This is a genomic window from Janthinobacterium sp. HH104, assembly GCF_001758715.1.
Taxonomy (GTDB): domain Bacteria; phylum Pseudomonadota; class Gammaproteobacteria; order Burkholderiales; family Burkholderiaceae_D; genus Janthinobacterium; species Janthinobacterium aestuarii.
This window is the reverse complement of record NZ_LRIB01000013.1, coordinates 209,960-232,026: the sequence shown is the minus strand read 5'-3', so window position 1 is coordinate 232,026 and position 22,067 is coordinate 209,960. Positions and strand designations below refer to the sequence as shown.

The window sequence follows — 22,067 nt, the reverse complement described above, 5'->3', positions numbered from 1 at the left end:
GTCTAAAAAATTCGTAAAGACTGGGGAGGCGCATGTAAACAAGATGTAAAAACGGGGGCTTTACCGCATAAAATCCAGCACAATTGGCGCAAAACCACGCCTGAGGCGCACTGTTGTTGCCCTGGAGTAGCGCTATTGCTCGCGGGACAAGATAGAATGCGCGAGCGTCCGCACAAGGACGCCTGGCCTGCCGCACTGCCCTCCCCCAGTGACGCTGGACGGGATATACTGTATATTCATACAGTTATCGCCGCCGCTGTCATTGCGCCCGCAGTGCCCTGGCCTGGCGTTCCAACCACTGTCTTTACTTAGCTTGAACACGTATGGCCACTAAAAAACCAGCATCCGACTACAGCGAATCATCCATCCGTGTCCTGAAAGGACTGGAACCCGTCAAGCAGCGCCCGGGGATGTACACCCGCACTGAAAATCCGCTGCATATCATTCAGGAAGTGATCGACAATGCCTCCGACGAGGCGTTGGGCGGTCATTGCACGCACATCGCCGTCACGCAAAACACGGATGGCAGCATCACCGTGGAAGACAATGGCCGCGGCATTCCCGTCGGCCTGCACCCGGAAGAAGGCGTGCCGACCGTGGAAATCGTGTTTACAAGGCTGCACGCGGGCGGCAAGTTCGACAAGGGTTCGGGCGGCGCCTACGCGTTCTCGGGCGGTCTGCACGGCGTCGGCGTGTCCGTCACCAATGCGCTGTCCACACGCCTGGAAATCACCGTCTGGCGCAAAGAAAGCGACGGCAACGGCTTGCACCACATGGTGTTTGCGAATGGCGACGTGATCGAGCCATTGAATTCCCGCCCCGCCCCGCGCGACGGCAAGAAGTCGGGCACGCGCGTCACGGCCTGGCCCGATGCAAAATATTTTGATTCGCCGAACATCTCGCAAACGGAGCTGCAACGCCTGCTGCGCTCGAAAGCCGTGCTGCTGCCGGGCGTCACCGTCACCCTGACCAACGCGAAGACGGGCGATACGCAGACGTGGCAGTACGCGGAAGGCTTGCGCGGCTACCTGACCGAAACGCTGGCGCAGGTATCGAATGGCGAAACCCTGATTCCCCTTTTCGAGGGCGCGCAATACGCGGGGCCGGACTCGGAAGGCTTTGCCGAAGGCGAAGGCGCGGCCTGGGTGGTGGCGTGGACGGAAGAAGGCGCCATCGTGCGCGAATCGTACGTCAATCTGATCCCCACCTCGAATGGCGGCACGCACGAATCGGGCTTGCGCGACGGCCTGTTCGGCGCCGTGAAAAACTTCGTCGAAATGCACTCGCTGCTGCCGAAAGGCGTGAAGCTGCTGCCGGAAGACGTGTTCGCGCGCGCTTCGTTCGTGCTGTCGGCGAAAGTGCTGGACCCGCAATTCCAGGGCCAGATCAAGGAACGCCTGAACTCGCGCGACGCCGTGCGCCTCGTGTCGACCTTCACCAAGCCGCCGCTGGAACTGTGGCTGAACCAGCACGTCGACTACGGCAAGAAGCTTGCCGAACTGGTGATCAAGCAGGCGCAGTCGCGCCAGCGCTCGCTGCAAAAAGTGGAAAAGAAAAAATCGTCGGGCGTGGCCGTCCTGCCCGGGAAGCTGACCGACTGCGAATCGTCGGACATCGCGCGCAATGAACTGTTCCTCGTCGAGGGTGACTCGGCGGGCGGTTCGGCCAAAATGGGCCGCGACAAGGAATTCCAGGCGATTCTGCCCCTGCGCGGCAAGGTCTTGAACTCGTGGGAGACGGACCGCGACCGCCTGTTCGCCAATAACGAAATCCACGATATCGCCGTGGCCATCGGCGTCGATCCGCACAGCGTGGGCGATACACCCGACCTGTCCGGCCTGCGCTACGGCAAGATCTGCATCCTGTCCGATGCGGACGTGGATGGCTCGCACATCCAGGTATTGCTGCTGACCTTGTTCTTCAAGCACTTCCCGGTCCTGATCAACAAGGGCCACATCTGCATCGCCCGCCCGCCTTTGTACCGGGTCGATGCGCCCGCGCGCGGCAAGAAGCCGATCCAGAAAATCTACGCGCTCGACGACGGCGAGCTGGTGGCCATCGAAGACAAGCTGCGCAAGGAAGGCGTGAAACAGGGCGCCTGGTCGATCTCGCGCTTCAAGGGCCTGGGCGAGATGAACGCCGAGCAACTGTGGGAAACGACGATGAACCCGGACACGCGCCGTTTGCTGCCCGTGACGCTCGGTGAAGTCGATCATATGGCTTCGGCCTTGCGCTTCAATATGTTGATGGGCAAGGGCGAAGCGGCAGGACGCCGCGCCTGGATCGAAGAACACGGCAATGAGGCGGAGGCGGATATCTGATGATCATCGGCATCGACCTGGGCACCACCAACAGCCTAGTCGCCATCTGGCGCGACGGCAAGGCTTCCATCATCCCGAATGCGCTCGGTGAACACCTGACGCCATCATGCGTGAGCATCGATGACGACGGCACTGTGCTCGTGGGCCGAGCGGCGCGCGAGCGCCTGCAGACGCACCCGCAGCTGACGGCAGCCGTCTTCAAGCGCTACATGGGCAGCGAAAAGAAGATCACCCTCGGCACGCAGCAATTCCGCCCGGAAGAACTGTCGTCGATGGTGCTGCGCGCGCTGAAGGAAGATGCCGAAGCCTTCCTCGGCCACAAGGTCGAGGAAGCCATCATCACCGTGCCCGCGTATTTCAGCGATGCGCAGCGCAAGGCCACGCGCATCGCCGGCCAGCTGGCGGGCTTGCGCGTGGAGCGCCTGCTCAACGAGCCGACGGCCGCCGCGCTGGCCTATGGCATCCGCGACAAGGAACAGGAAAGCAAATTCCTCGTTTTCGACCTGGGCGGCGGCACGTTCGACGTGTCGATCCTCGAGCTGTTCGAAGGCGTGATGGAAGTGCGCGCCTCGGCCGGCGACAATTTCCTCGGCGGTGAAGACTTCGTCACCGTGCTGGTCGACGCCTTCCTCGAAGGCAGCGGCCTGCGCGACGCCGTCGGCAGCCGCCTGCTCGACCCGCGCCAGCAACAGCTGCTGCGCGATGAGGCCGAGCGCGTCAAGCGTTTGCTGTCGGAGCAGCCGTCCGTGCGCATGGCCACGCGCTACCAGGACAAGGAATACAGCTGGGAGATCGGCGAAGACAAGCTGGCGCAATTGTGCGAGCCGCTGCTGGCGCGCCTGCGCCTGCCCGTGGAACGGGCGCTGCGCGACGCCACCATCCGCGCCGCGGAATTGAATGAAGTGGTGCTGGCCGGCGGCGCCACGCGCATGCCGCTGGTGCGCAAACTCGTGTCGCGCATGTTCGGCCGCTTCCCCGCCATCCACCTGGACCCGGACGAAGCAGTGGCGCTGGGCGCCGCCGTGCAGGCGGGCCTGAAAATGCGCGACGCGGCCCTCGACGAAGTGGTCATGACGGACGTGGCGCCATACTCGCTGGGCATTTCCATTTCGCGCCAGGTCGGTGCGAACCAGTATGAAGGCGGCCATTACCTGCCCATCATCGAGCGCAACTCCGTGGTACCCGTCTCGCGTACGGAAAACATCACCACCATCTACGACAACCAGAAGGAAATCAACGTGGCGATCTTCCAGGGCGAATCGCGCCTGGTGGCCGACAACGTCTTCCTTGGCAAGATCAGCTTCCCGATCCCCGCGAAAAAGGCTGGCGAGATCGGCATCGACGTGCGCTTCACCTATGACATCAGCGGCGTGCTGGAAGCGGAAGTGACGGTGCTGGCCACGCAGGAACGCCACAAGATGATCATCAGCGACAACGCGGGCGTGATGACGCCGGAACAGATCGAGCAGCGCTTTGCGGAACTGGCCGACCTGAAGATCCACCCGCGCGAGCAGCTGGAAAACCGCACCCTGGTCACGCGCGCCGACCGGCTGTACGAACAGTCGCTGGGCGACGTGCGCCAGTATCTGGCTGCGCACACGGCCAACTTCCAGGCCGCGCTGGAAACGCAGGACCCGAACACCATCCGCAAGGCCCGCCAGGCATTGGATGACGTGTTGCGCCAGGTCGAGAGCGAGAGCTTCCTGTAAATGGACGGCGGCATGGACAACGGACAGCGCAGCCTGTGGACAATCCTGGGCACGGAGCCGACGGGCGACGAGCGCGCGCTGAAGCGCGCGTATGCGAAGCGCCTGAAGGTGACGCGCCCCGAAGACGATCCTGCCGCCTTCCAGGAACTGCGCGACGCGTATGAATACGCGCTGCGCCATGCGCACCTGTTTGCCGAGGAATTTCCGGAACCGCAAGAGGTCGAAGCGCCAGAAGCGCCGGCCATCGAAGCGGCCGAGCTGTGGGGCGTCATCGACGAACCCGCGCAGGAAGCGCAGGAGCCGCCTGCGGAACTGTGGGGCGTCATTGCCCAGGAGCCCGCACCGCCGCCGGAACTATGGGGCGTGGTCGCCATCGATCCGGCGCAGGAAGCGGCCAGCCTGTGGCAGGCATTCCTGGAACAGTCTCGGCACACGGATGGCGGTGAGGTAGTGGCCGGCATCCTGCAGGACGACGCCATGCTCAACCTCGACGTGCGCGAGGAATTCGACTTGTGCGCGCTGCGCTACTGCGCCAGCGCCGGCTATGACCTGGCGCTGCGCCAGGCCCTGTTCGAGCAACTGGGCTGGGACCGCGATTTTTCCTACCTGGCGCGCAGCCATGGGGATCTGGTGCGCAGCGCCGTGCAGCGCTACCGGGCCGACCGCTCGTTCGCCCACTTCAGCGACAACCGCGACAGCTACCCGGGCCTGGACTGCATCATGTCGCAGCAGTCGCCTTCGGCCTACGCGCGCCAGCTGTTCGACCAAAAATTCACGCTGCAGCTGCGCGAACTGCTGCACACGATACGCTGGCAGCACGGCGAGATGCTAGCCTGGAAGCTCGATACGGACTTGTTCGAACGGTGGGAACACGCCGTCCATGCGAAGCGCTACTTCAAGCAGACGGCACTGGCCTCGGGCGGCCTCGGTTTCGTGCTGCACTTCATGCTCGCGGGCGTGCTCGATGCGGCCGGCTTCAAGCTCGGCGACATGGCGGCCTATGCCAGCCTGCTGGGCTTCCAGGCGCTGGCCTTTTCCCTGCTGGCCATGCATGCCTTGCGCTGGCCGGCGCCCCTGTTCGCGCGCCTGGAAGCAATGCAAGAAGCGCTGCAGGAACGCCTGCCCGCGCTGTGGCAGCGGCCCGGCTTGCGGCAACTGGGCTGGATCGTGCCCTACCTCGTGCTGGCGCTGCTGCTGTTCCTGCCCGAGCGCAGCGACACCGTGCGCCTCGTTACCGCGGCCGGTTTGTGCGCGTCGGCCCTGCTCGCGTACGCGATGAACCGCCAGCTGCTGCATGGCATGCTGCTGCTCCTGTGTCTGGGCCTGTCGCTGTTCGCGGCCATGTTCATGAGCGGCAAAGGCCCGTCGGCGCTGGCCATCGGCGATGCCATGCCGATGATGTTTTGTCTGGCGGCGCTGGCCCTGCGCTGCGCCACCGGCCTGTATGGCGATTGCGGCTTCCCCGAGGCGCTCTTGCCCCGCCTGCGCGCCGCATGGCTGATCGGCTGCGCGGGCTTGCTGTCCTTGCTGTATGTGCAGCAGCTGCCAGCCGCCCTCGTCGGCGCCGCGCTGTATGCCTGGTCGTGCGCCGGCTTGCTGTTTTCCCCCACCGATTTCAAATGGAAGACGATCTGGCCGGTGGTGCTGGTGCCGTCCCTCGCCAGCGTCGTGCTGGCCGGCCACGCCCCGGCCATCCGCGCCATGCCGATGATGCATCACAGCGTCGAACTGGCCCTGGCCGTGCTGTATCTGACCTTGCGCTATATGTATCTGACGTACGGCAAGTCCTTTTCCAAATCCGGGCTGTCATAATCAGCCCCACGAATTCAACCGCAACCACTCAACACCGAAACAAGCGCCATGTCCACACAAACGAATTTATTTGACGATGCCCAGCCTGAGCCGATCGAGCCGGATGAACCGGTATTCGACGGCGAAGCGCTGACCCTGTCCACCTTTGCCGAGCGCGCCTATCTCGATTACGCCATCTCCGTCGTCAAGGGCCGCGCCCTGCCCGACGTGTGCGACGGCCAAAAGCCCGTGCAGCGCCGCATCCTGTATGCGATGAACGAGCTGGGCCTGAACTCCACGGCGAAGCCGCGCAAATCGGCGGCCGTGGTCGGCGACGTGCTCGGTAAATTGCATCCGCACGGCGACCAGTCCGTGTACGACGCGCTCGTGCGCATGGCGCAGGATTTCTCGCTGCGCTACCCGCTGATCGACGGCCAGGGCAATTTCGGCTCGCGCGACGGCGACGGTGCTGCGGCCATGCGCTACACGGAAGCGCGTCTGACGCCGATCGCCAAGCTGCTGATGGATGAAATCGGCATGGGCACGGTGGACTTCCAGCCCAACTACGACGGTTCGACGGAAGAACCGAAACTGCTGCCGGCGCGCCTGCCCATGGTGCTGCTGAACGGCGCCTCCGGCATCGCCGTAGGCCTAGCGACGGAAATCCCGTCGCACAACCTGGCCGAAGTGGCGAAAGCGGCCGTCGCCATGATCCGCGATCCGAAGATGACGCACGCCGAGCTGATGGCCATCATTCCCGGCCCCGACTTCCCCGGCGGCGGCCAGATCATCACGCCGCCATCGCAAATCCAGGACATGTACGCGAGCGGCCGTGGCAGCATGAAGGTGCGCGCGCGCTGGAAGATCGAAGAGCTGGCGCGCGGCCAGTGGCAAGCCGTCGTGACGGAACTGCCGCCGGGCACCTCGTCGCAAAAAGTGCTGGAAGAAATCGAGGAGCTGACGAATCCGAAGATCAAACTGGGCAAGAAGGCGCTGTCGCCGGACCAGGTGGCCCTGAAAGCGCTGATCCTCAATTCGCTCGACACCATCCGCGACGAATCGGGCCGCGCCGCTCCCGTGCGCCTCGTATTCGAGCCGAAGTCGAAGAACCAGGACCAGACGGAATTCATGCTGATGCTGCTGGCGCATACGTCGCTGGAATCGTCGACCTCGATCAACCTGGTGATGATAGGCGGCGACGGCCGTCCGCGCCAGAAAGGCCTGGGCGACATCCTGCGCGAGTGGATCGATTTCCGCTTCGAGACCGTCACACGCCGCACCGGCTACAAACTCGGCAAGGTCAAGGACCGCATCCATATCCTGGAAGGGCGCGAAGCGATCCTGCTCAATATCGACAAGGTGATCCAGATCATCCGCAATTCGGATGAACCGAAGGCGGCCCTGATCGACGCGTTCAACCTGTCCGAACGCCAGGCCGACGACATCCTGGAAATCCGTCTGCGCCAGCTGGCGCGCCTGGAAACGATCAAGATCCAGCAGGAGCTGGCCGAGCTGCGCAGGGAAGAAAAGTCGCTGCAGGACCTGCTCGACAACCCGGGTTCGATGAAGCGCGCCATCATCCGCGAAATCGAAGCGGACGCCAAGCAGTTCGGCGACGCGCGCCGCACCCTGATCGAGGAAGCGCAGAAAGCCGTGGCGGAACAGAAAGTCGTCGATGAACCGGTCACCGTCATCATTTCGGAAAAAGGCTGGGTGCGCGCGCGTACCGGCATCGGCCACGATGCGGCGCAATTCACGTTCAAGGCCGGTGACAGCCTGCATGGCGCCTTCGAGTGCCGCACGGTCGACACCCTGCTGGGCTTTGGCAACAACGGCAAGATTTACTCGGTTCCCGTTTCGGCGCTGCCCAACGCGCGCGGCGACGGTGTGCCGATCACGACCTTGTGCGACCTGAGCGGCGGTACCCCGGGCAATGCCGTGCGCATCTTGCACTACTTTGCGGGCAATGGCGCCACCAATTTGCTGCTGGCGTCGAGCGCCGGCTACGGCTTCATCGCCAAGGCGGGCGACATGGTCAGCCGTCTGAAAGGCGGCAAGGCCTTCATCACCCTCGATGACGGCGACGTGCCGCTCGAACCGAAAGTCATCGCCGAAGCGGCCAGCGCCCTGGCCTGCCTGACGGAAGGCGCGCGCTTGCTGGTGTTCGGCCTCGATGAAATGAAGACCCTGTCCAAGGGCGGCACGGGCGTCAAGCTGATCGACCTCGATGCCAAGGACAAGCTGCTGGCCGTGCAGCCGATCACCCAGCGCGGCGTGGTCGTCTCCGGCATCGGCCGGGCGTCGAAACCGCAGGATGCGTCTCTGGGCGCCACGGCCCTGGCCGACCACTTCGGCAAGCGCGCCAAGAAAGGCAAGGCGCTGGCGGCCAAGCTGAAACCGGTGTCGATAGCGGCCATCGGCTGATCACCATCGCGCTACACGAAAAGACAGGTTCGCCTGTCTTTTTTTTTCGCCTATCGCAGCGTATCGAAGCAGGAAAAATAGTTTTACAGATACGCCCCGTGCTCCCGTTATCCCTGCAGGCATGCCACCGGCATGCCGCCCACGGACAGGAGAACAGCGATGACAAACAACGTTTCAGGCAGGCCGCCATGCAGCGTTTGACACCGGCCGAGCGGCTGGTGGCGGCCATGGCGGCCGAAGGTCTGCCCTACAAAAGCATCGCCAGGGAACTGGGCAAGTCGCCGGCCACCGTGCGCAACCAGCTGCACGCGATTTATCAGAAGCTGGACGTGGGCAACCGCACGGCGCTTGCGCACAAGCTGCGCGGCCAGCCTTAGCGCCGCGCCAGGCGCAGCACGTCGGGCGTCGCTTCGACGATATCGATCACGTCCTGCGCCCCGGCGCCATCACCGAGCGCATAACGGCCCATGCCCAGGGGTACGAGCCGGGTCACGGGGCCGGCGCGGGGCCGGTCGTCGGGGCCGGGCGCCATCGGCGTCAAGGTCGCCGCCCCTTGCGCCATGGCGCCGGCGGGCGCGCCGAATTCCAGCACCTTGCGCCCCTTGCGGCTGGGAGGAAAGACAAACGTGGCCGTGGGCCGGTACACCTCGATGCCGTCCGCATCCTCCTCGAACGAGTGCGTCCAGCTGCCGCTGGGCAGTGCCGTTGTCATGCCATGCATGGCGATCCCTCCCTCAGAAGCACGATACCACGCCGCCCAGGTTTTCATAGCCCGTCACGGAGGGCGACCAGGCCGTGCCGTTCCAAGCCTTGTGGAACAGCGCGCCATTCGTGCCCGTGACAAACACGTCGAGGCGGTCCGGCGCCCAGGCCGTGGCGCGCGGACGCGAAGTACACACGCCACCCAGGTTGTCAAAGCCCGTCAGGGAAGGCGACCAGGCCGTGCCATTCCAGGCCTTGTGATACAGGGCGCTGTCCGTGCCGATGACGAACAGGTCAAGCCGGTCCGGCGCCCACGACACGGCTTCCACCTCGCCCACGCAGATACCGCCCAGGCGCTCGAAACCATCGTTGGAAGGCCCCCATTTCGCGCCATCCCACCATTTATGGTACAGCGCGCCGTCGGTACCCGTGACAAAGACGTCGAGGCGGTCCGGTCCCCACGCCACGGCCTTCGGCGACGAGGTGCAGATGCCGCCCAGGCGTTCATAGCCCGTCAGCGACGGTCCCCAGGCCGTGCCATCCCACCACTTGTGGTACAGGGCCCGGTCCGTGCCGACGACGAAGACATCGAGGCGGTTCGGCCCCCATGCCACGGCTTCCGGCTGGCCCAGGCAGATGCCGCCCATGGCTTCGTAACCGGTCAGCGACGGCCCCCAGGCCGACCCGTTCCACCACTTGTGATACAGGCCGCGGTCCGTGCCGACGACAAACACGTCGAGGCGGTTCGGCCCCAAGGCCACGGCGCGCGGGTCGCCCACGCACAGGCCGCCCATTGCTTCATAGCCGGTCAGCGACGGTCCCCAAGCCGTGCCGTTCCACCACTTATGGAACAAGCCGCTGTCGGTGCCCGTGACGAACACGTCGAGCCGGTTCGGCCCCCACGACACCACTTGCGGCGCACTGGTGCAGATGCCGCCCTGCCCTTCATAGCCGCTGACGGACGGCGCCCAGGCCGTGCCATTCCAGGCCTTGTGATACAGGGCGCGGTCCATGCCAACGACGAAGACATCGAGGCGGCTTGCCCCCCAGGCCACGACGGGAGAGGAGCTCTGGCGCGGCGTGGCGCCTGCGCCCCCGCCACCTGTACCGATGCTGGCGCGCGGGCCATCGAGGCAAGCCTGCATGCGCGCCACCTGGCCCGCCGTGAACATGAACATGGCGGGATCGTCGACGTAATCCATGTAGTTCATGAACATGTCGCCATTCGGTCCGTTATTGCACGACACCTGGGGAAACGAAGGCTGGCCCGTGTTCGGCCCGCCCTGGTTCGGCGTGTCGGCCACGTTGTCCGTGCCCGAGCATCCGGTGCCGTCGTCGCCCCAGATATGGTTCAGGTTCAGCCAGTGGCCGATTTCATGCGTGGCCGTGCGGCCCAGGTGAAACGGCGGCGCCGCCGTGCCCATCGTGCCAAAGGCCGATTGCAAAATCACCACGCCATCGGTGGCGGCCGGGCCGCCGGGAAACTGCGCGTAACCGAGCAAGCCGCCACCCAACTGGCATACCCAGATATTCAGGTAACTGTCGGCCGGCCAGGCATCCATGCCACCCGTCGCCTGCGACTTGACGGCATCGTCCGCGCCAAACGAGGCTACCGTCGTCTGGCGCCGCTCGATGCCGCTGGTGGCCGCGCCATGCGGATCGGTCGTGGCCAGCGCAAACTCCACGCGCGCATCGGCCGTCAGCGGCAGGAATGGCGCCGGCGTGCTGTTGACATCGGGGTTGACGCGCCGGAAGTCGCGATTGAGCACATCGATCTGGCTGGCGATCTGCGCATCCGAGATATTCTGCTCGGCCGTATTCCACACCACGTGCACCACCACCGGAATGTGCGTCACGCCGGAACGCCCGGCAATGCTGGCGTCGCCCTCGTACAGTCCCGCCAGGTTTTCAATATCGGCGCGCACGTTCGCGTACGACGGATCTTCGGTCAGCAGGCGGCGGTGCACGTCCATCGTGGCGCAGGTGCGCTTCTGCGGAGTGCCGCCCCCCTGCCCGCCGCCCTGTCCTCCATCACCGCCGCCGCCCATGCCGCCACTGCCGCCACCATCGCCGCCCATGCCACCGCCAACGCCCACCTGCATGCAACTGGCGCCCGCCATGCCCTGCGGCGCCTGCTGCATGCCGCCGCCCGGCATGGCGCCGGCATTCCCGGCGGCCGCACCCTGGGCGAGCGCCGCCTGGTCCGCGTACGACATGCCCAGGCGCGGCCCCGGCATCGCATCCGCAGCCCCTGCGTCGGCGTGCATGTCACCTTCGACCGGCATGGATGGCATGGCAGGCATGTCTTCGGCCGAACTGGTGGCCGGTGATTTTTTCGTTTTAGCGGTGCTCATGATGTCTCCTTCGTCTATGTGCCAATTCACTATGGCACGGCGAAAAGAGGAGCACTTGCGCGAGATCAAGACTGGCAAGCGGTGCCAGGGAAAAGTGGCGGACGAAAAAAAAGACAGCCGAAGCTGTCTTGTGGCCTGCGGGCCGAAGCCCGCAAACGGTGTATTACTTGGCGGCGGCGGCCTTGACTTCAGCGTCGGCCTTGGCCTTGACTTCTTCCGTCTTGGTGGCGGCGATGGCTTTATCCTGGTTCGCTTCCACTTTTTCCTTGGCGACCTTGGCGTCCGCTTTCACGGCGGTTTTACCCGCTTTCGCATCGGCCTTGGCGGCGGCCTTGTCAGCCTTGGCTTGCGCCTTCATCTTGTCTTCCGGATCGGCGTCGACCACTTTGTCGTGAGCCTTGGCCTTGGTTTTATTTGCCTTGTGCTGGGCGTCGGCTTTCTTTTCGTCGGCCTTCATTTCAGCCTTGGCGACGTTGGCGTCAGCTTTGGCATCGACTTTGGCTTCCTTGTTGGCAGCCTTGTTGATGTCATGCTGCGCAGACGCCTGGGCGCTGGCAACGGCTGGGGTAGTTGGCGCCGTTTGCGCGATGGCAGCGGTGGCAAACAGGGTAGCGATCAGGGTGGCGAGTAATTTGTTCATGATGAGACCTTTCAATATGGTTTAATTTTATTCTTACTAAAGGCGGGCAAAATGCTCAAAATTTGCCAGGCATCGCGCTGTTTCTTGATGTAGCGCAATGGCATGACTTCATAGTAAAGATATCCGGCAAACCACACAGTGCGTTAGCGCACTCAACGGAAAATATGTGCAAATCAGCAAATTTCCCATTGGGTGCGATGCAGGTCTCAGTTCCTCATGCGCCCACGGCCAGGGCCAGGGCCGCGTGGCGGGCAGCCACCCATTCCTCGTTGGCCGGCTCCACGCCCACGACAATGCGGCTGGCATCGGTGGAGATACGGCTGGCATTGCGCGCATTCGCCTCCCCGTCGAGCACGGGGCCGATAAACCCCAGCTCGTCGCAGATGCGCTGGCGCAGCTCAGCGCTGTGTTCGCCGATACCGGCCGTAAACACCAGCATGTCCAACCCACCGAGCACGGCCGTCAGGGCGCCGATCTCGCGCACGATGCGGCGGATATATAAAGCCAGCGCGGCGCGGATGCGTTCTCCCGTGGCATCCTGCCGGTCCTGCTGCGCCAGCAAGATGGGCGGGTCGGCCGACACGCCCGACACGCCCAGCAAGCCCGACTCGTGGTACAGCACGTGCGCCACTTTTTCCAGCGACAGCTTTTCGATTTCCATCAGGTAGATCACGGCGCCCGGATCGAGCGAACCGCAGCGCGTGCCCATCATCAGGCCATCGAGCGCCGAAAAGCCCATGGTGGTGGCCACGCTGTGCAAATTCTCCATCGCGCACAGGCTGGCGCCGCTGCCCAGGTGGGCCACGATGACCTTGCCGCGCGCGGCAGCGCCAAAACGCTGCTCCAGCACCAGCGACTGGTATTCGTACGACAGGCCGTGGAAACCGTAGCGGCGCAAGCCCCGCTCCCACGCATCGTAAGGCAGGGCCAGCATCTGCTCGACCTGCGGCACCGTGTGGTGGAAGGCCGTGTCGAAGCACGCCACCTGGGCGATGTCGGGCCGCGATTCAAGCAGCACTTCGATGGCTTCCAGCGCGAACGGCTGGTGCAGGGGCGCGAGCGGCACATAACTTTTCAGGTCGGCCAGCACGGCAAAATCGATGCGCACGGGGGCGAAATACTTGCTGCCGCCATGCACCACGCGGTGCGCCACGGCGCGCAAGGGGCGCCCGTCCAGCTGCGCCACCACTTGTGCGCGGATGTATTCGAGCGCCGCATGATGCGGCTGCTGCGGATCGAGCTGCAGGGCGACGGCAGGCAGGCCGCCGGCGCGGTAGGTGGCGTTTTCGCGGCCGATGCCTTCGACCTTGCCGCTCCATTGCGCCTGCTGCGGCAGCACGCCGCCCGCCTGCTCAAACAGGGCGAACTTGATGCTCGACGAACCGCAATTGAGCACGAGGATCAGGGCGCCATCGGCATGTGTGATTGGTGCGTTCATGGCGGCGTGCTCCGGTAATGGTTGGCCAGCATCACGGCGATGGCGCACGAGGCGATGCGGCTGGCGCGCGAGTCGGCGCGGCTGGTGAGGATGACGGGAATTTTCGCGCCCAGCACGATGCCGGCGCTGTCCGCGTCGCCCATGTATTCGAGCTGCTTGGCCAGCATGTTGCCGCTTTCCAGGTCGGGCACCAGCAGGATATCGGCGCGGCCCGCCACTTCCGAGACGATGCCCTTGACGGTGGCGGCGGCGATCGACACGGCATTGTCAAAAGCCAGCGGGCCATCGAGGATGGCGCCCGTGATCTGGCCACGGTCGGCCATCTTGCACAGGGCGGCCGCGTCCAGGGTGGCGGGCATGTCCGCATTCACCGTTTCCACGGCAGCCAGGATGGCCACGCGCGGACAGGCCACGCCGATCACGTGGGCCAGGTCAATGGCGTTGCGCACGATGTCGGCCTTCATGGCCAGGTTGGGCGCGATATTGATGGCCGCATCCGTGATGATGAAGGGACGCGGATACGCGGGCGTCTGCATCAGGAAGCAGTGGCTGATGCGCCGCTTGGTGCGCAGCCCGGCGCTGGCCGACAGCACGGCCGACATCAGTTCATCCGTGTGCAGGCTGCCCTTCATCAAGGCTTCCACTTCGCCCTTGCCCGCCAGTTCGGCACCGCGCGCGGCGGCCGCATGGCTATGCTCGACATCCTCGATGGCGATACCTTCCAGGCTCAGGCCAGCCTCCAACGCCACCGCTTCCAGGCGCGCGCGCGGCGCCACCAGCACGGGCGTGATCAGGCCGGCCGCATGCGCGTCGAGCGCGCCGGACAGACTCAGTTCATCGCAAGGGTGGATCACGGCTACCCTGATCGGGCCCAGGGTGCGCGCGTGCTCGAGCAGGCGCCGCGTGCCGTCGCCGTTATGCAGGCGCACTTCGGGCAAGGTGGCGCGCGCCCGCTCGATCTGCTCGGCGGGTGCGATCACCTGCGCCTCGCCCTCAAGCACCACGGCGCCAAGCTGGTTGACGCAGCGGCAAGCCAGCGTCACGTGGCGGCTGCGCGGCTCGAGCGCCGTGACGGTGACGCTGATGGCCAGGGTATCGCCCACGCGCACCGGTTGCAAAAAGCGCAGAGTCTGCCCCGTGTAGACGGTGCCGGCGCCGGGCAGGCGCGTGCCCAGCACGGCGGAAATGAGGGACGCGCCCCACATGCCGTGGGCGATCACGCCCTGGTAGCGGGTGGCGGCGGCAAATTCCGTATCGAGGTGCTGCGGGTTGTCATCGCCCGACATCACCGCGAACAGGGCGATATCGTCCATGCTCAGGGTGCGCGTGATGCTGGCCGTGTCGCCGATGGCGATCTGGTCGAAGGTACGGTTGCGTACGATATTCAGCTCATCGTCTTGGGAAGTAGTCATCGTGGTCTTCTATACAGGGGTAATGTGTTTGGCCGGTTTGGCTTTCGGGCCGACAGCGGATGTGCGCGCGTCCGGCGGCAGCGCCTTCGCCTGTGCCTTGACCGCGCGGTCGAAAACATCGAGCATCTGCTGCAGGCTCGCTTCCTCGTCCGGCGTCGGCGCCTCGGGCACTTGCAGCACTTGCTGCAGCCACTCGGCCAGCGCACCGATGTCGTCAGGGTCGGCGCGCGACAGCAAGGCCGGCAAGGCGGCGATGGCCGCATCGAAATCATGCAGCATCAGGCGTGCCTGCTGGCGCACGATACCGCGGAACTCCTCCATGCCGACGTCCTGCCGGTATTGCGGCTTGATCAGTTTGAGGGCCAGGTTGACCCTGCGCTCGTCGGCGATCATGCGGAAGCGGTAGATATAGAACAGCGCGCGCACGGCCGCTTCCACCAGGCCGCCCCGCTGCATGTCCTCGTCCATCTTGCGCGTTTCGCAGCGCACGTATTCGCAATGCTCGGGCGAGATGCCGGGATGGGGGCGCGGCGGCGTCGTATCGCCAATAGCCTGTCCCGTCAGCGCCTGCACCAGCGGCGAACCGTACACCAGGTCGAAGGTGGTTTCCTGCACCGTATCGCGCCAGTCGCGCCAGCCGTTCAAGCCGGCCGTGATGGCGCCGGAAATGGCTTCCTGCATGGCCAGCAGCGGGTTGTCGGGCGCCACCGGCTGGCGTTGGGCGCGCACTTTTTCCGCCTCCTTGGCCACCAGCCTGGCCAGCGGATTATGGTCGGTCCAGCGCTCGTACGACACGCGCAGCGGGTGTGCCAGCTGCAGGAAGCGCGCCGTCTGCGGCGTGACCATGGCGCGCACCCACGGCTGCGCAAACGTGCGGTACAGGGCCAGGTTCACTTCGGACACGCGCGCGGCGGCGGCAAACTTGCGGTCGTTTTCCACGCTCGGCTGCACGATGGCGCGCACGTCGTCGATGCCGCGGTGCTCGACCTGCAGCACGTAGTCGCCGCTGGCCAGGTCCGCGTTCGGCGTATCGGGCGTCTTGTCGACGATCCGCGCTTCGTAGATACCGGCCGGCAGCAGGTTGATCAAGTCGATATTACTGGCGAATTTCTGGTGTTCCTTGTGCCCCACCTTGGCCGATACAAAGATGCCCAGGTGGCCAATGCTGTCATGCACGGCGTAGACGATGGTCTGGTCGTGCATCAGTACGTCCTTGTCGTCGCGGTACAGGTCCGTGATCCAGCCCAGCGCCTGCGGCGGCGGCGTGATGTTGTCGCCATTCGAGCAGAACACGACGATGGGCGAACGGATATTGCGCAAGTCCAGGCGCACGCCGTCGGAGGTGATCAATTCGGCCGTGGCCAGGCGGTTGCCGATGAACAGATTGTCGACGATGTACTGCATCTCGACGTCGTTGAGGAAGACGTGGCCGCCCCAGTATTTTTCAAATTCCAGGTAACGGGGCGCTTCCGTATCAATGTTCGCGTACAAGTTGTACTGCTTGCTCCACAGCGTGTTGGCCGGGTTGAGCTTCTCGAAATTTTGCACCAGGCTGGCGCCGTCGAAGCGGCCGTTGCCCAGGTCGCCCGCCAGCGCCGTGGCCCAGCTGCCGCCCATCAGGCCGCCCGCGTAGCGCATCGGATTGCGGCCATGCCAGCCGGCCCAGTACGAGACGGGCGCGCCTGCCACGATGATGGGACCGAACAATTCCGGGCGCATGGCCGCCGTCATGAGGATTTGCCAGCCCGCCTGGCAATTGCCGATGACGACGGGTTTCCCCTCGCTGTGCGGATGCAGGGCGATGACTTTTTCCAGGAAGGCCGCCTCGGCGTGCATCACGTCTTCCACCGTCTGTCCCGGCACGGGATCGGGCAGGAAGCCGATGAAGTAGCATGGATGGCCTGCGCGCAGGGCCACGCCGATCTCGCTCTCGGCCTTGAAGCCGCCGATGCCGGGACCATGGCCGGCGCGCGGATCGACGACGACGAAGGGCCGCTTCGATGGATCAGGTTCGGGCGCATCGGGCGTCAGGATGCGCGCCAGGCCGTAGTTGACGGGACGCGCCAGTTCCAGGCCCGACATCACCAGTTCGGCGGGGAAGTCGAGCACGTTCGGCACTTCCTCGGCCATGTGTTCCTGGTACTGGTTGCCGCGCCGGCGCATCACGTCCGCGTACAGCACGATGCGCTGCCACGAATCGCGCGCATAGTCGCCCAGCACGCCCAGCGACGGCAAGCCGCCGGTGGAGAAAAATGGTGCAGCTTCGGTTTTCATGGCTATCCTTTTCATGCAAAAAACGCCGGACCATTCCGGCGCGGGAGCTACGCCATCTGGCTGATGGTCTTGCGAAAACGGGCAAGGGCAAACGTGAACAGGGCCGTGCCGATGGCCAGCAGGGCCAGGAACGGTTTCCACACCACGTCGATGCCGGCGCCCCGGTACAGGATCGCCTGGCTCAATTCGACGAAATGCGTGGTCGGGGCGATCAGCATGATGTTCTGCACCAGTTCAGGCATGCTTTCGCGCGGCGTGCTGCCGCCCGAAAGCATCTGCAGCGGCAGCAGCACGAGGATCAAGAGCATGCCGAACTGCGGCATGCTGCGCGCCACGGTGGCGAGGAAAATACCCATCGACGTGGTGGCGAACAGGTGCAGCGCGGCGCCGCACAGGAACAGCGCGATCGAGCCTTCGATCGGCACGTGCAGCATGCCGCGCACCACCAGGTTCAGCGACAGGGCAGCGGCCAGCAGCACCACGAGGCCCATGGACCATACCTTGCCCAGCATGATTTCGGCCGGCGTCACGGGCATCACCAGCAAATGCTCGATGGTGCCGTGTTCGCGCTCGCGGATCAGCGCCGCGCCAGTCAAAATGATCGACAGCATCGTCACCTGGTTGATAAGCTCCATCAGCGAGCCAAACCAGGCCTGGCTCAGCGACGGGTTGAAGCGCGCGCGCATCACCAGCTCCACGGGCGAGACGGTTGCGCCCCGGTAGCGCTTGGCGAATTCCGATATCTCGCCGGCGGCGATCTGCTGGATGTAGCCGCTGCCGCTGAAAGCCTGGCTCATGCGCGTGGCGTCCACGTTCAGCTGCAGTTCCGCCTGGCGTCCGCCCAGCACGTCGGCCTGCAGCTTGGGCGGGATCGTCAGCACGAAGGTGTACTGTCCCGCGTCGAGGCCCGCGTCGACCTGGCTCTGGTTGATCATGGCCGGCGGCGTGAACTGGGGCGGGAAGAAGGCCGAGGCGATGCGCCCGGACAGCGGCGAGCCATCCTCGTCGACGATGGCGATCGACGCCATGTGCAGCGTTTCCGGCTTGGCCGTGGCGGCCACGTAGATCGCCAAAGTGAACGTGTAGAGGATCAGGATCAGCATCATCGGATCGCGGATCAGGCTCCAGATTTCCTTCACGCCCAGGCGGTAGATGTTTTCAAGATGGCGCATATCAGCTCTCCTGCTTCTTCAGCAGCGCCACGGTCACGCCGAGGATCACGGGGATGGCGATGATCAATGGCCAGAACGAGGCGTGCAGGTCGCCCAGTCCCAGCGCCTTGTTGAACACGCCCCGGCTGATATTGAGCATGTGCGTGGCCGGGTACATCAGGCCGATGGCCTTGCCCACGCCTTCCATCGACGAGACGGGATTGAGCAGGCCGGAAAACTGGATGGCCGGGATCATGGTGCCGATCATGGTCACGAACAGCGCCGCGATCTGGCTGCGCGTAAAGGTCGAGGCGAACAGGCCGATGCCGGTGGCGCAGATATTGAAGATGAACGTGGCGCCGATCAGGGTCGCCAGGCTGCCCTTGACCGGCACGCCAAAAGCGGTCACCGCCAGCAGCGCCATGAGAAGGAAGTTGAACATGGCCAGCACGACGTAGGGCACCTGCTTGCCGAGCAAGAATTCCAGGCGCGTGACGGGCGTCACGTACAGGTTGATGATGGAACCCAGTTCCTTTTCGCGCACGACGGACAGCGCCGCCAGCATGGCCGGCAGCATCAGCAGCAGCAAGGGAATCACGGCCGGCACCATGGCGGGCAGGCTTTTCACGTCGGGGTTGTAGCGGTAGCGCGTCTGGATGGCGACGGGGTTGCTCATCGTGATGCCATAGCGGTGCAAGGCCTGGTCGGCCAGCCACAGCTGATGCATGCCCTGCACGTAGCCTTGCACGGTTTCCGCGCGCATCGGCATGGCGCCGTCGATCCACGCGCCCACCTGAGCCGGCGCGCCGCGCTGCACGTCGCGCGCGAAGCCGGGCGGGATCTCGATGGCCAGCGACAGTTCTCCGCTGCGCATGCGCTTGTCGATATCGGCATAGTCGCGCAGCGGCGCTCGCTCAATAAAATAGCGCGAGCCGGCCAGGTTGTTCGTGTAATTCTGGCTCAACGTCGTCTGGTCGTGGTCGAGCACCGCGTAACTCAAGTCTTCCACATCGAGGCTGATGCCGAAGCCGATGACGAACAGCAGCAGCACGGAGCCGCCCAGCGCCAGGGTCAGGCGCACGGGATCGCGGCGCAATTCCAAAGTCTCGCGCCACATGTAGCTGAGCATGCGGCCCAGGCTGAAACGGCTGCGCCGGTGTTCCTGTTGCGGTGCGACCGCTTCCGCCTTCTGCACGGGCGCCTCGCTTTCCTGCACCGCCGGCGCCGTGCCGCCGCCCGCCTCTTCCAGGTAGGCGATGAAAGCCGCTTCCAGCGAGGGCGCGCCCTTCTTGCGCACCAGTTCGGCCGGCGCATCGCTGACCAGCACTTTACCCGCATGCATCAGCGAGATACGGTCGCAGCGCTCGGCCTCGTTCATGAAGTGGGTGGAGATGAAAATGGTGACGTGGTCGCGCCGCGCCAGCTCGATCATCAGGCGCCAGAAATTGTCGCGCGCGATGGGGTCGACGCCGGACGTCGGCTCGTCGAGGATCAGCATTTCCGGCTTGTGCACCATGGCCACGGCCAAGGACAGCCGCTGGCGTATGCCCAGCGGCAGGCTGTCGGGCAAGTCGTCCATCACCGCACCCAAGTCGAAGCGCTGCGCCATTTCGTCGATGCGCGCAGGTATCTCGCCCTCTGGCACGTGGAACAGGCGCGCGTGCAGCACGAGGTTCTGGCGTACCGTCAGTTCGCTGTACAGCGAGAACGCCTGCGACATGTAGCCGACCCGGCGGCGCGTATCGATGTCGCTGGAATCGACCTGCTTGCTGAATAGCCAGGCCTTGCCCTCGGTCGCCGGCAGCAAGCCCGTGAGCATCTTCATGGTGGTCGACTTGCCGCAGCCGTTCGAGCCCAGGAAGCCGAAGATTTCGCCGCGGCCGATGCGGAAATTCACGTGGTCGACGGCCGTAAAATCGCCGAAGCGCATGGTCAGGTCCTGCGCCTCGATGGCGACGTCCTGCGCGCTGGCGGCATCGAGCGGCGTGATGAGGACGGGCTGGTGGCCCGCGCGCTTCGCTTCCGGCAGCAGCTTGATGAAAGCCGCTTCCAGGTTGCCGCTGTCCGTGCGCGCCAGCAGTTCGGCCGGCGTGCCCGTATCGAGCACCTTGCCGTCATCCATGGCCACCAGCCAATCGAAGCGCTGCGCCTCGTCCATGTAGGCCGTGGCCACCATCACGCTCATTTGCGGGCGCTGCACGCGGATGCCGGCGATCAGGTCCCAGAACTGGGCGCGCGCCAGCGGATCGACGCCGGTGGTCGGCTCGTCGAGAATCAGCAGGTCAGGATCGTGGATCAGCGCGCAGCACAGGCCAAGCTTCTGCTTCATGCCACCCGACAGCTTGCCCGCCGGGCGCGCGAGGAACGGTTGCAAGCCCGTGCTGCGGGTCAGCTGGTCGATGCGGCGGCGGCGCTCGGCCGCGTCGTGGCCGAACAGGCGCGCGAAAAACTGCAGGTTTTCCTCGACCGACAGGGTCGGATACAGATTCTTGCCCAGGCCTTGCGGCATGTAGGCGATGCGGGGGCAAACGTCGTCGCGGTGGCGCGCATCGCGCATGTCGCCACCGAGCGCCATCACTGTGCCCTGCTGCACGGCGCGCGCGCCCGCCACCAGCGACAGCAAGCTCGATTTGCCCACGCCATCGGGACCGATCAAGCCCACCATGCGGCCGGCCGGCACATCGAGGTCGATGCCGTCCAGCGCCACCGTCTTGCCGTAATGCTGGCTGACGCCGCGGATGCTGACGACAGGGGAAGTGGAAGCCACAGTCACTGCGGAACCTTCGCCGTCAATTCAGCGGGCCAGGCCTGCTTGGTATCGAGACGCACCCAGGCCACGCCGGGCAAGCCCACTTTGACGAGGGCCAGATGCTTTTGCAGCAGCTCGCGGCTGATCTGCGCTTTCACGCGGAACATCAGCTTCTGGCGTTCGCTGGCCGTTTCCACGGTCTTCGGCGTGAACTGCGCGCTGGCGGCGACAAACGAGATCGTCGCGGGAATCACGTACTGGGGCGCCGCGTCGAGGATGATGCGCACTTCACCGCCCAGCGCCACCTTGCCGGCCGCCGTCTCGGGCAGGAAGAAGGTCATGTAGACGTCCGACAGGTCGACCAGGTTGAGCACCTTGCCGCCACCGGCCAGCACTTCGCCCTGCTGCGCCACCAGGTATTGCACGCGGCCGTCGCGCGGCGCCGCCAGCTGGCCATCGGCCAGGTCGGCATCGATGCGCGCCGTCGTCGCCTCGGCCGCCACGACGGCGGAACGCGAGCCGACCACCTGCGCCTTGGCCGCGTCGATAGCCGCCTGCGCCGCCGTCACCTGCGCCCTGGCCGCATTCAGGGCGGCGGCCACGCTGCGCACGCGGGCACGGTCGTCATCGAGTTCCTGCACCGAGGACGCGCCTTCTTTCGACAGGGTCTCGGAGCGGGCCAGGCGGCGCTTGGCCGCATCGAGTTCGCTTTCGCGCTGCGCCACCATGGCCAGCGCGGCCGCCTTGTCGCTCTCACGCACGGCCACCTGTGCCTGCGCGCCGACCACCGCATCGGATGCCTGCTGCTGGCGCGCGCGCGCTTCGTCGCGCTGGGCCATCAGCGAATCGACCTGCATGGTGGCCAGCGGCTGGCCCGCCTTGACGAAGTCGCCCTCGCGCACGAGGATCTCCTTGACCCTGCCGGCCAGCTTGGTGGCGACGTCGATTTCCGTCGCTTCGATGCGGCCATTGCCGCTGACAAAACCTTCGCCAGGACCCGTAGGACGCATTTTTTGCCAGGCCACATAGCCCAGCACGAGAACGGCCACGACGAGTGCCGCGGGGATAAGTTTTTTCTTCAGTTGAGCATTCATGGTATCGG

At 65.0% G+C, this 22,067-nt stretch carries 14 protein-coding genes; 5 read left to right on the top strand and 9 right to left on the bottom strand.

Annotated features, from left to right (window positions below; genetic code table 11):
- The first annotated feature begins 323 nt into the window (after positions 1-323).
- The 5 genes from JAB6_RS01880 (at position 324) to JAB6_RS01860 (ending at position 8,622) form a co-directional block, all read left to right on the top strand.
- Positions 324-2,321 carry a DNA topoisomerase IV subunit B gene (locus JAB6_RS01880; RefSeq protein ID WP_034746481.1) on the top strand — a complete coding sequence of 666 codons (1,998 nt, stop codon included), beginning with the start codon at positions 324-326 and terminating at the stop codon, positions 2,319-2,321.
- Positions 2,321-4,030: a molecular chaperone HscC gene (locus JAB6_RS01875; RefSeq protein ID WP_070301169.1), complete on the top strand. Its 1,710-nt coding sequence runs from the start codon at positions 2,321-2,323 to the stop codon at positions 4,028-4,030. The genes JAB6_RS01880 and JAB6_RS01875 overlap by 1 nt, the downstream gene beginning before the upstream one ends.
- 12 nt (positions 4,031-4,042) lie before the next feature.
- Positions 4,043-5,842 (top strand): J domain-containing protein, encoded by a 1,800-nt coding sequence (locus tag JAB6_RS01870; RefSeq protein WP_139143249.1) that lies wholly within the window; start codon positions 4,043-4,045, stop codon positions 5,840-5,842.
- 48 nt (positions 5,843-5,890) lie between these two features.
- The gene (gene parC / locus JAB6_RS01865) at positions 5,891-8,245 is read left to right on the top strand and encodes a DNA topoisomerase IV subunit A (RefSeq protein WP_070301167.1); all 2,355 of its coding nucleotides are present in this window, start codon (positions 5,891-5,893) and stop codon (positions 8,243-8,245) included.
- Between the two features lie 188 nt (positions 8,246-8,433).
- Positions 8,434-8,622 carry a helix-turn-helix transcriptional regulator gene (locus JAB6_RS01860; protein WP_034746472.1) on the top strand — a complete coding sequence of 63 codons (189 nt, stop codon included), beginning with the start codon at positions 8,434-8,436 and terminating at the stop codon, positions 8,620-8,622.
- Here JAB6_RS01860 and JAB6_RS01855 read toward each other — a convergent pair.
- From JAB6_RS01855 to JAB6_RS01815, 9 genes are all read right to left on the bottom strand, one after another.
- Positions 8,619-8,966: a hypothetical protein gene (locus tag JAB6_RS01855; RefSeq protein WP_128141885.1), complete on the bottom strand. Its 348-nt coding sequence runs from the start codon at positions 8,964-8,966 to the stop codon at positions 8,619-8,621. The genes JAB6_RS01860 and JAB6_RS01855 overlap by 4 nt on opposite strands.
- Positions 8,967-8,979: 13 nt before the next feature.
- A complete protein-coding gene (locus JAB6_RS01850) occupies positions 8,980-11,301 on the bottom strand; it encodes a M43 family zinc metalloprotease (protein ID WP_217494594.1) in 2,322 nt (773 codons plus the stop codon).
- Positions 11,302-11,464: 163 nt separating this feature from the next.
- Complete coding sequence (locus JAB6_RS01845; protein ID WP_070301165.1) at positions 11,465-11,941, bottom strand: hypothetical protein; 477 nt, start codon at positions 11,939-11,941, stop codon at positions 11,465-11,467.
- 214 nt (positions 11,942-12,155) lie between these two features.
- Positions 12,156-13,379: an acetate/propionate family kinase gene (locus tag JAB6_RS01840; RefSeq protein ID WP_070301164.1), complete on the bottom strand. Its 1,224-nt coding sequence runs from the start codon at positions 13,377-13,379 to the stop codon at positions 12,156-12,158.
- A complete protein-coding gene (locus JAB6_RS01835; protein WP_070301163.1) occupies positions 13,376-14,791 on the bottom strand; it encodes a bifunctional enoyl-CoA hydratase/phosphate acetyltransferase in 1,416 nt (471 codons plus the stop codon). The genes JAB6_RS01840 and JAB6_RS01835 overlap by 4 nt, the downstream gene beginning before the upstream one ends.
- 9 nt (positions 14,792-14,800) lie before the next feature.
- The gene (locus JAB6_RS01830) at positions 14,801-16,954 is read right to left on the bottom strand and encodes a DUF3141 domain-containing protein (RefSeq protein WP_254671449.1); all 2,154 of its coding nucleotides are present in this window, start codon (positions 16,952-16,954) and stop codon (positions 14,801-14,803) included.
- Between the two features lie 158 nt (positions 16,955-17,112).
- On the bottom strand, positions 17,113-18,237 hold the full coding sequence (locus tag JAB6_RS01825) for an ABC transporter permease (protein ID WP_070301161.1): 1,125 nt from the start codon (positions 18,235-18,237) through the stop codon (positions 17,113-17,115).
- A gap of 1 nt (position 18,238) precedes the next feature.
- Entirely contained in the window at positions 18,239-20,983 is a 2,745-nt protein-coding gene (rbbA, locus tag JAB6_RS01820; protein ID WP_302622638.1) for a ribosome-associated ATPase/putative transporter RbbA, read from the bottom strand.
- Positions 20,984-20,985: 2 nt separating this feature from the next.
- Entirely contained in the window at positions 20,986-22,059 is a 1,074-nt protein-coding gene (locus JAB6_RS01815) for an HlyD family secretion protein (RefSeq protein WP_070301159.1), read from the bottom strand.
- Positions 22,060-22,067 lie beyond the last annotated feature (8 nt).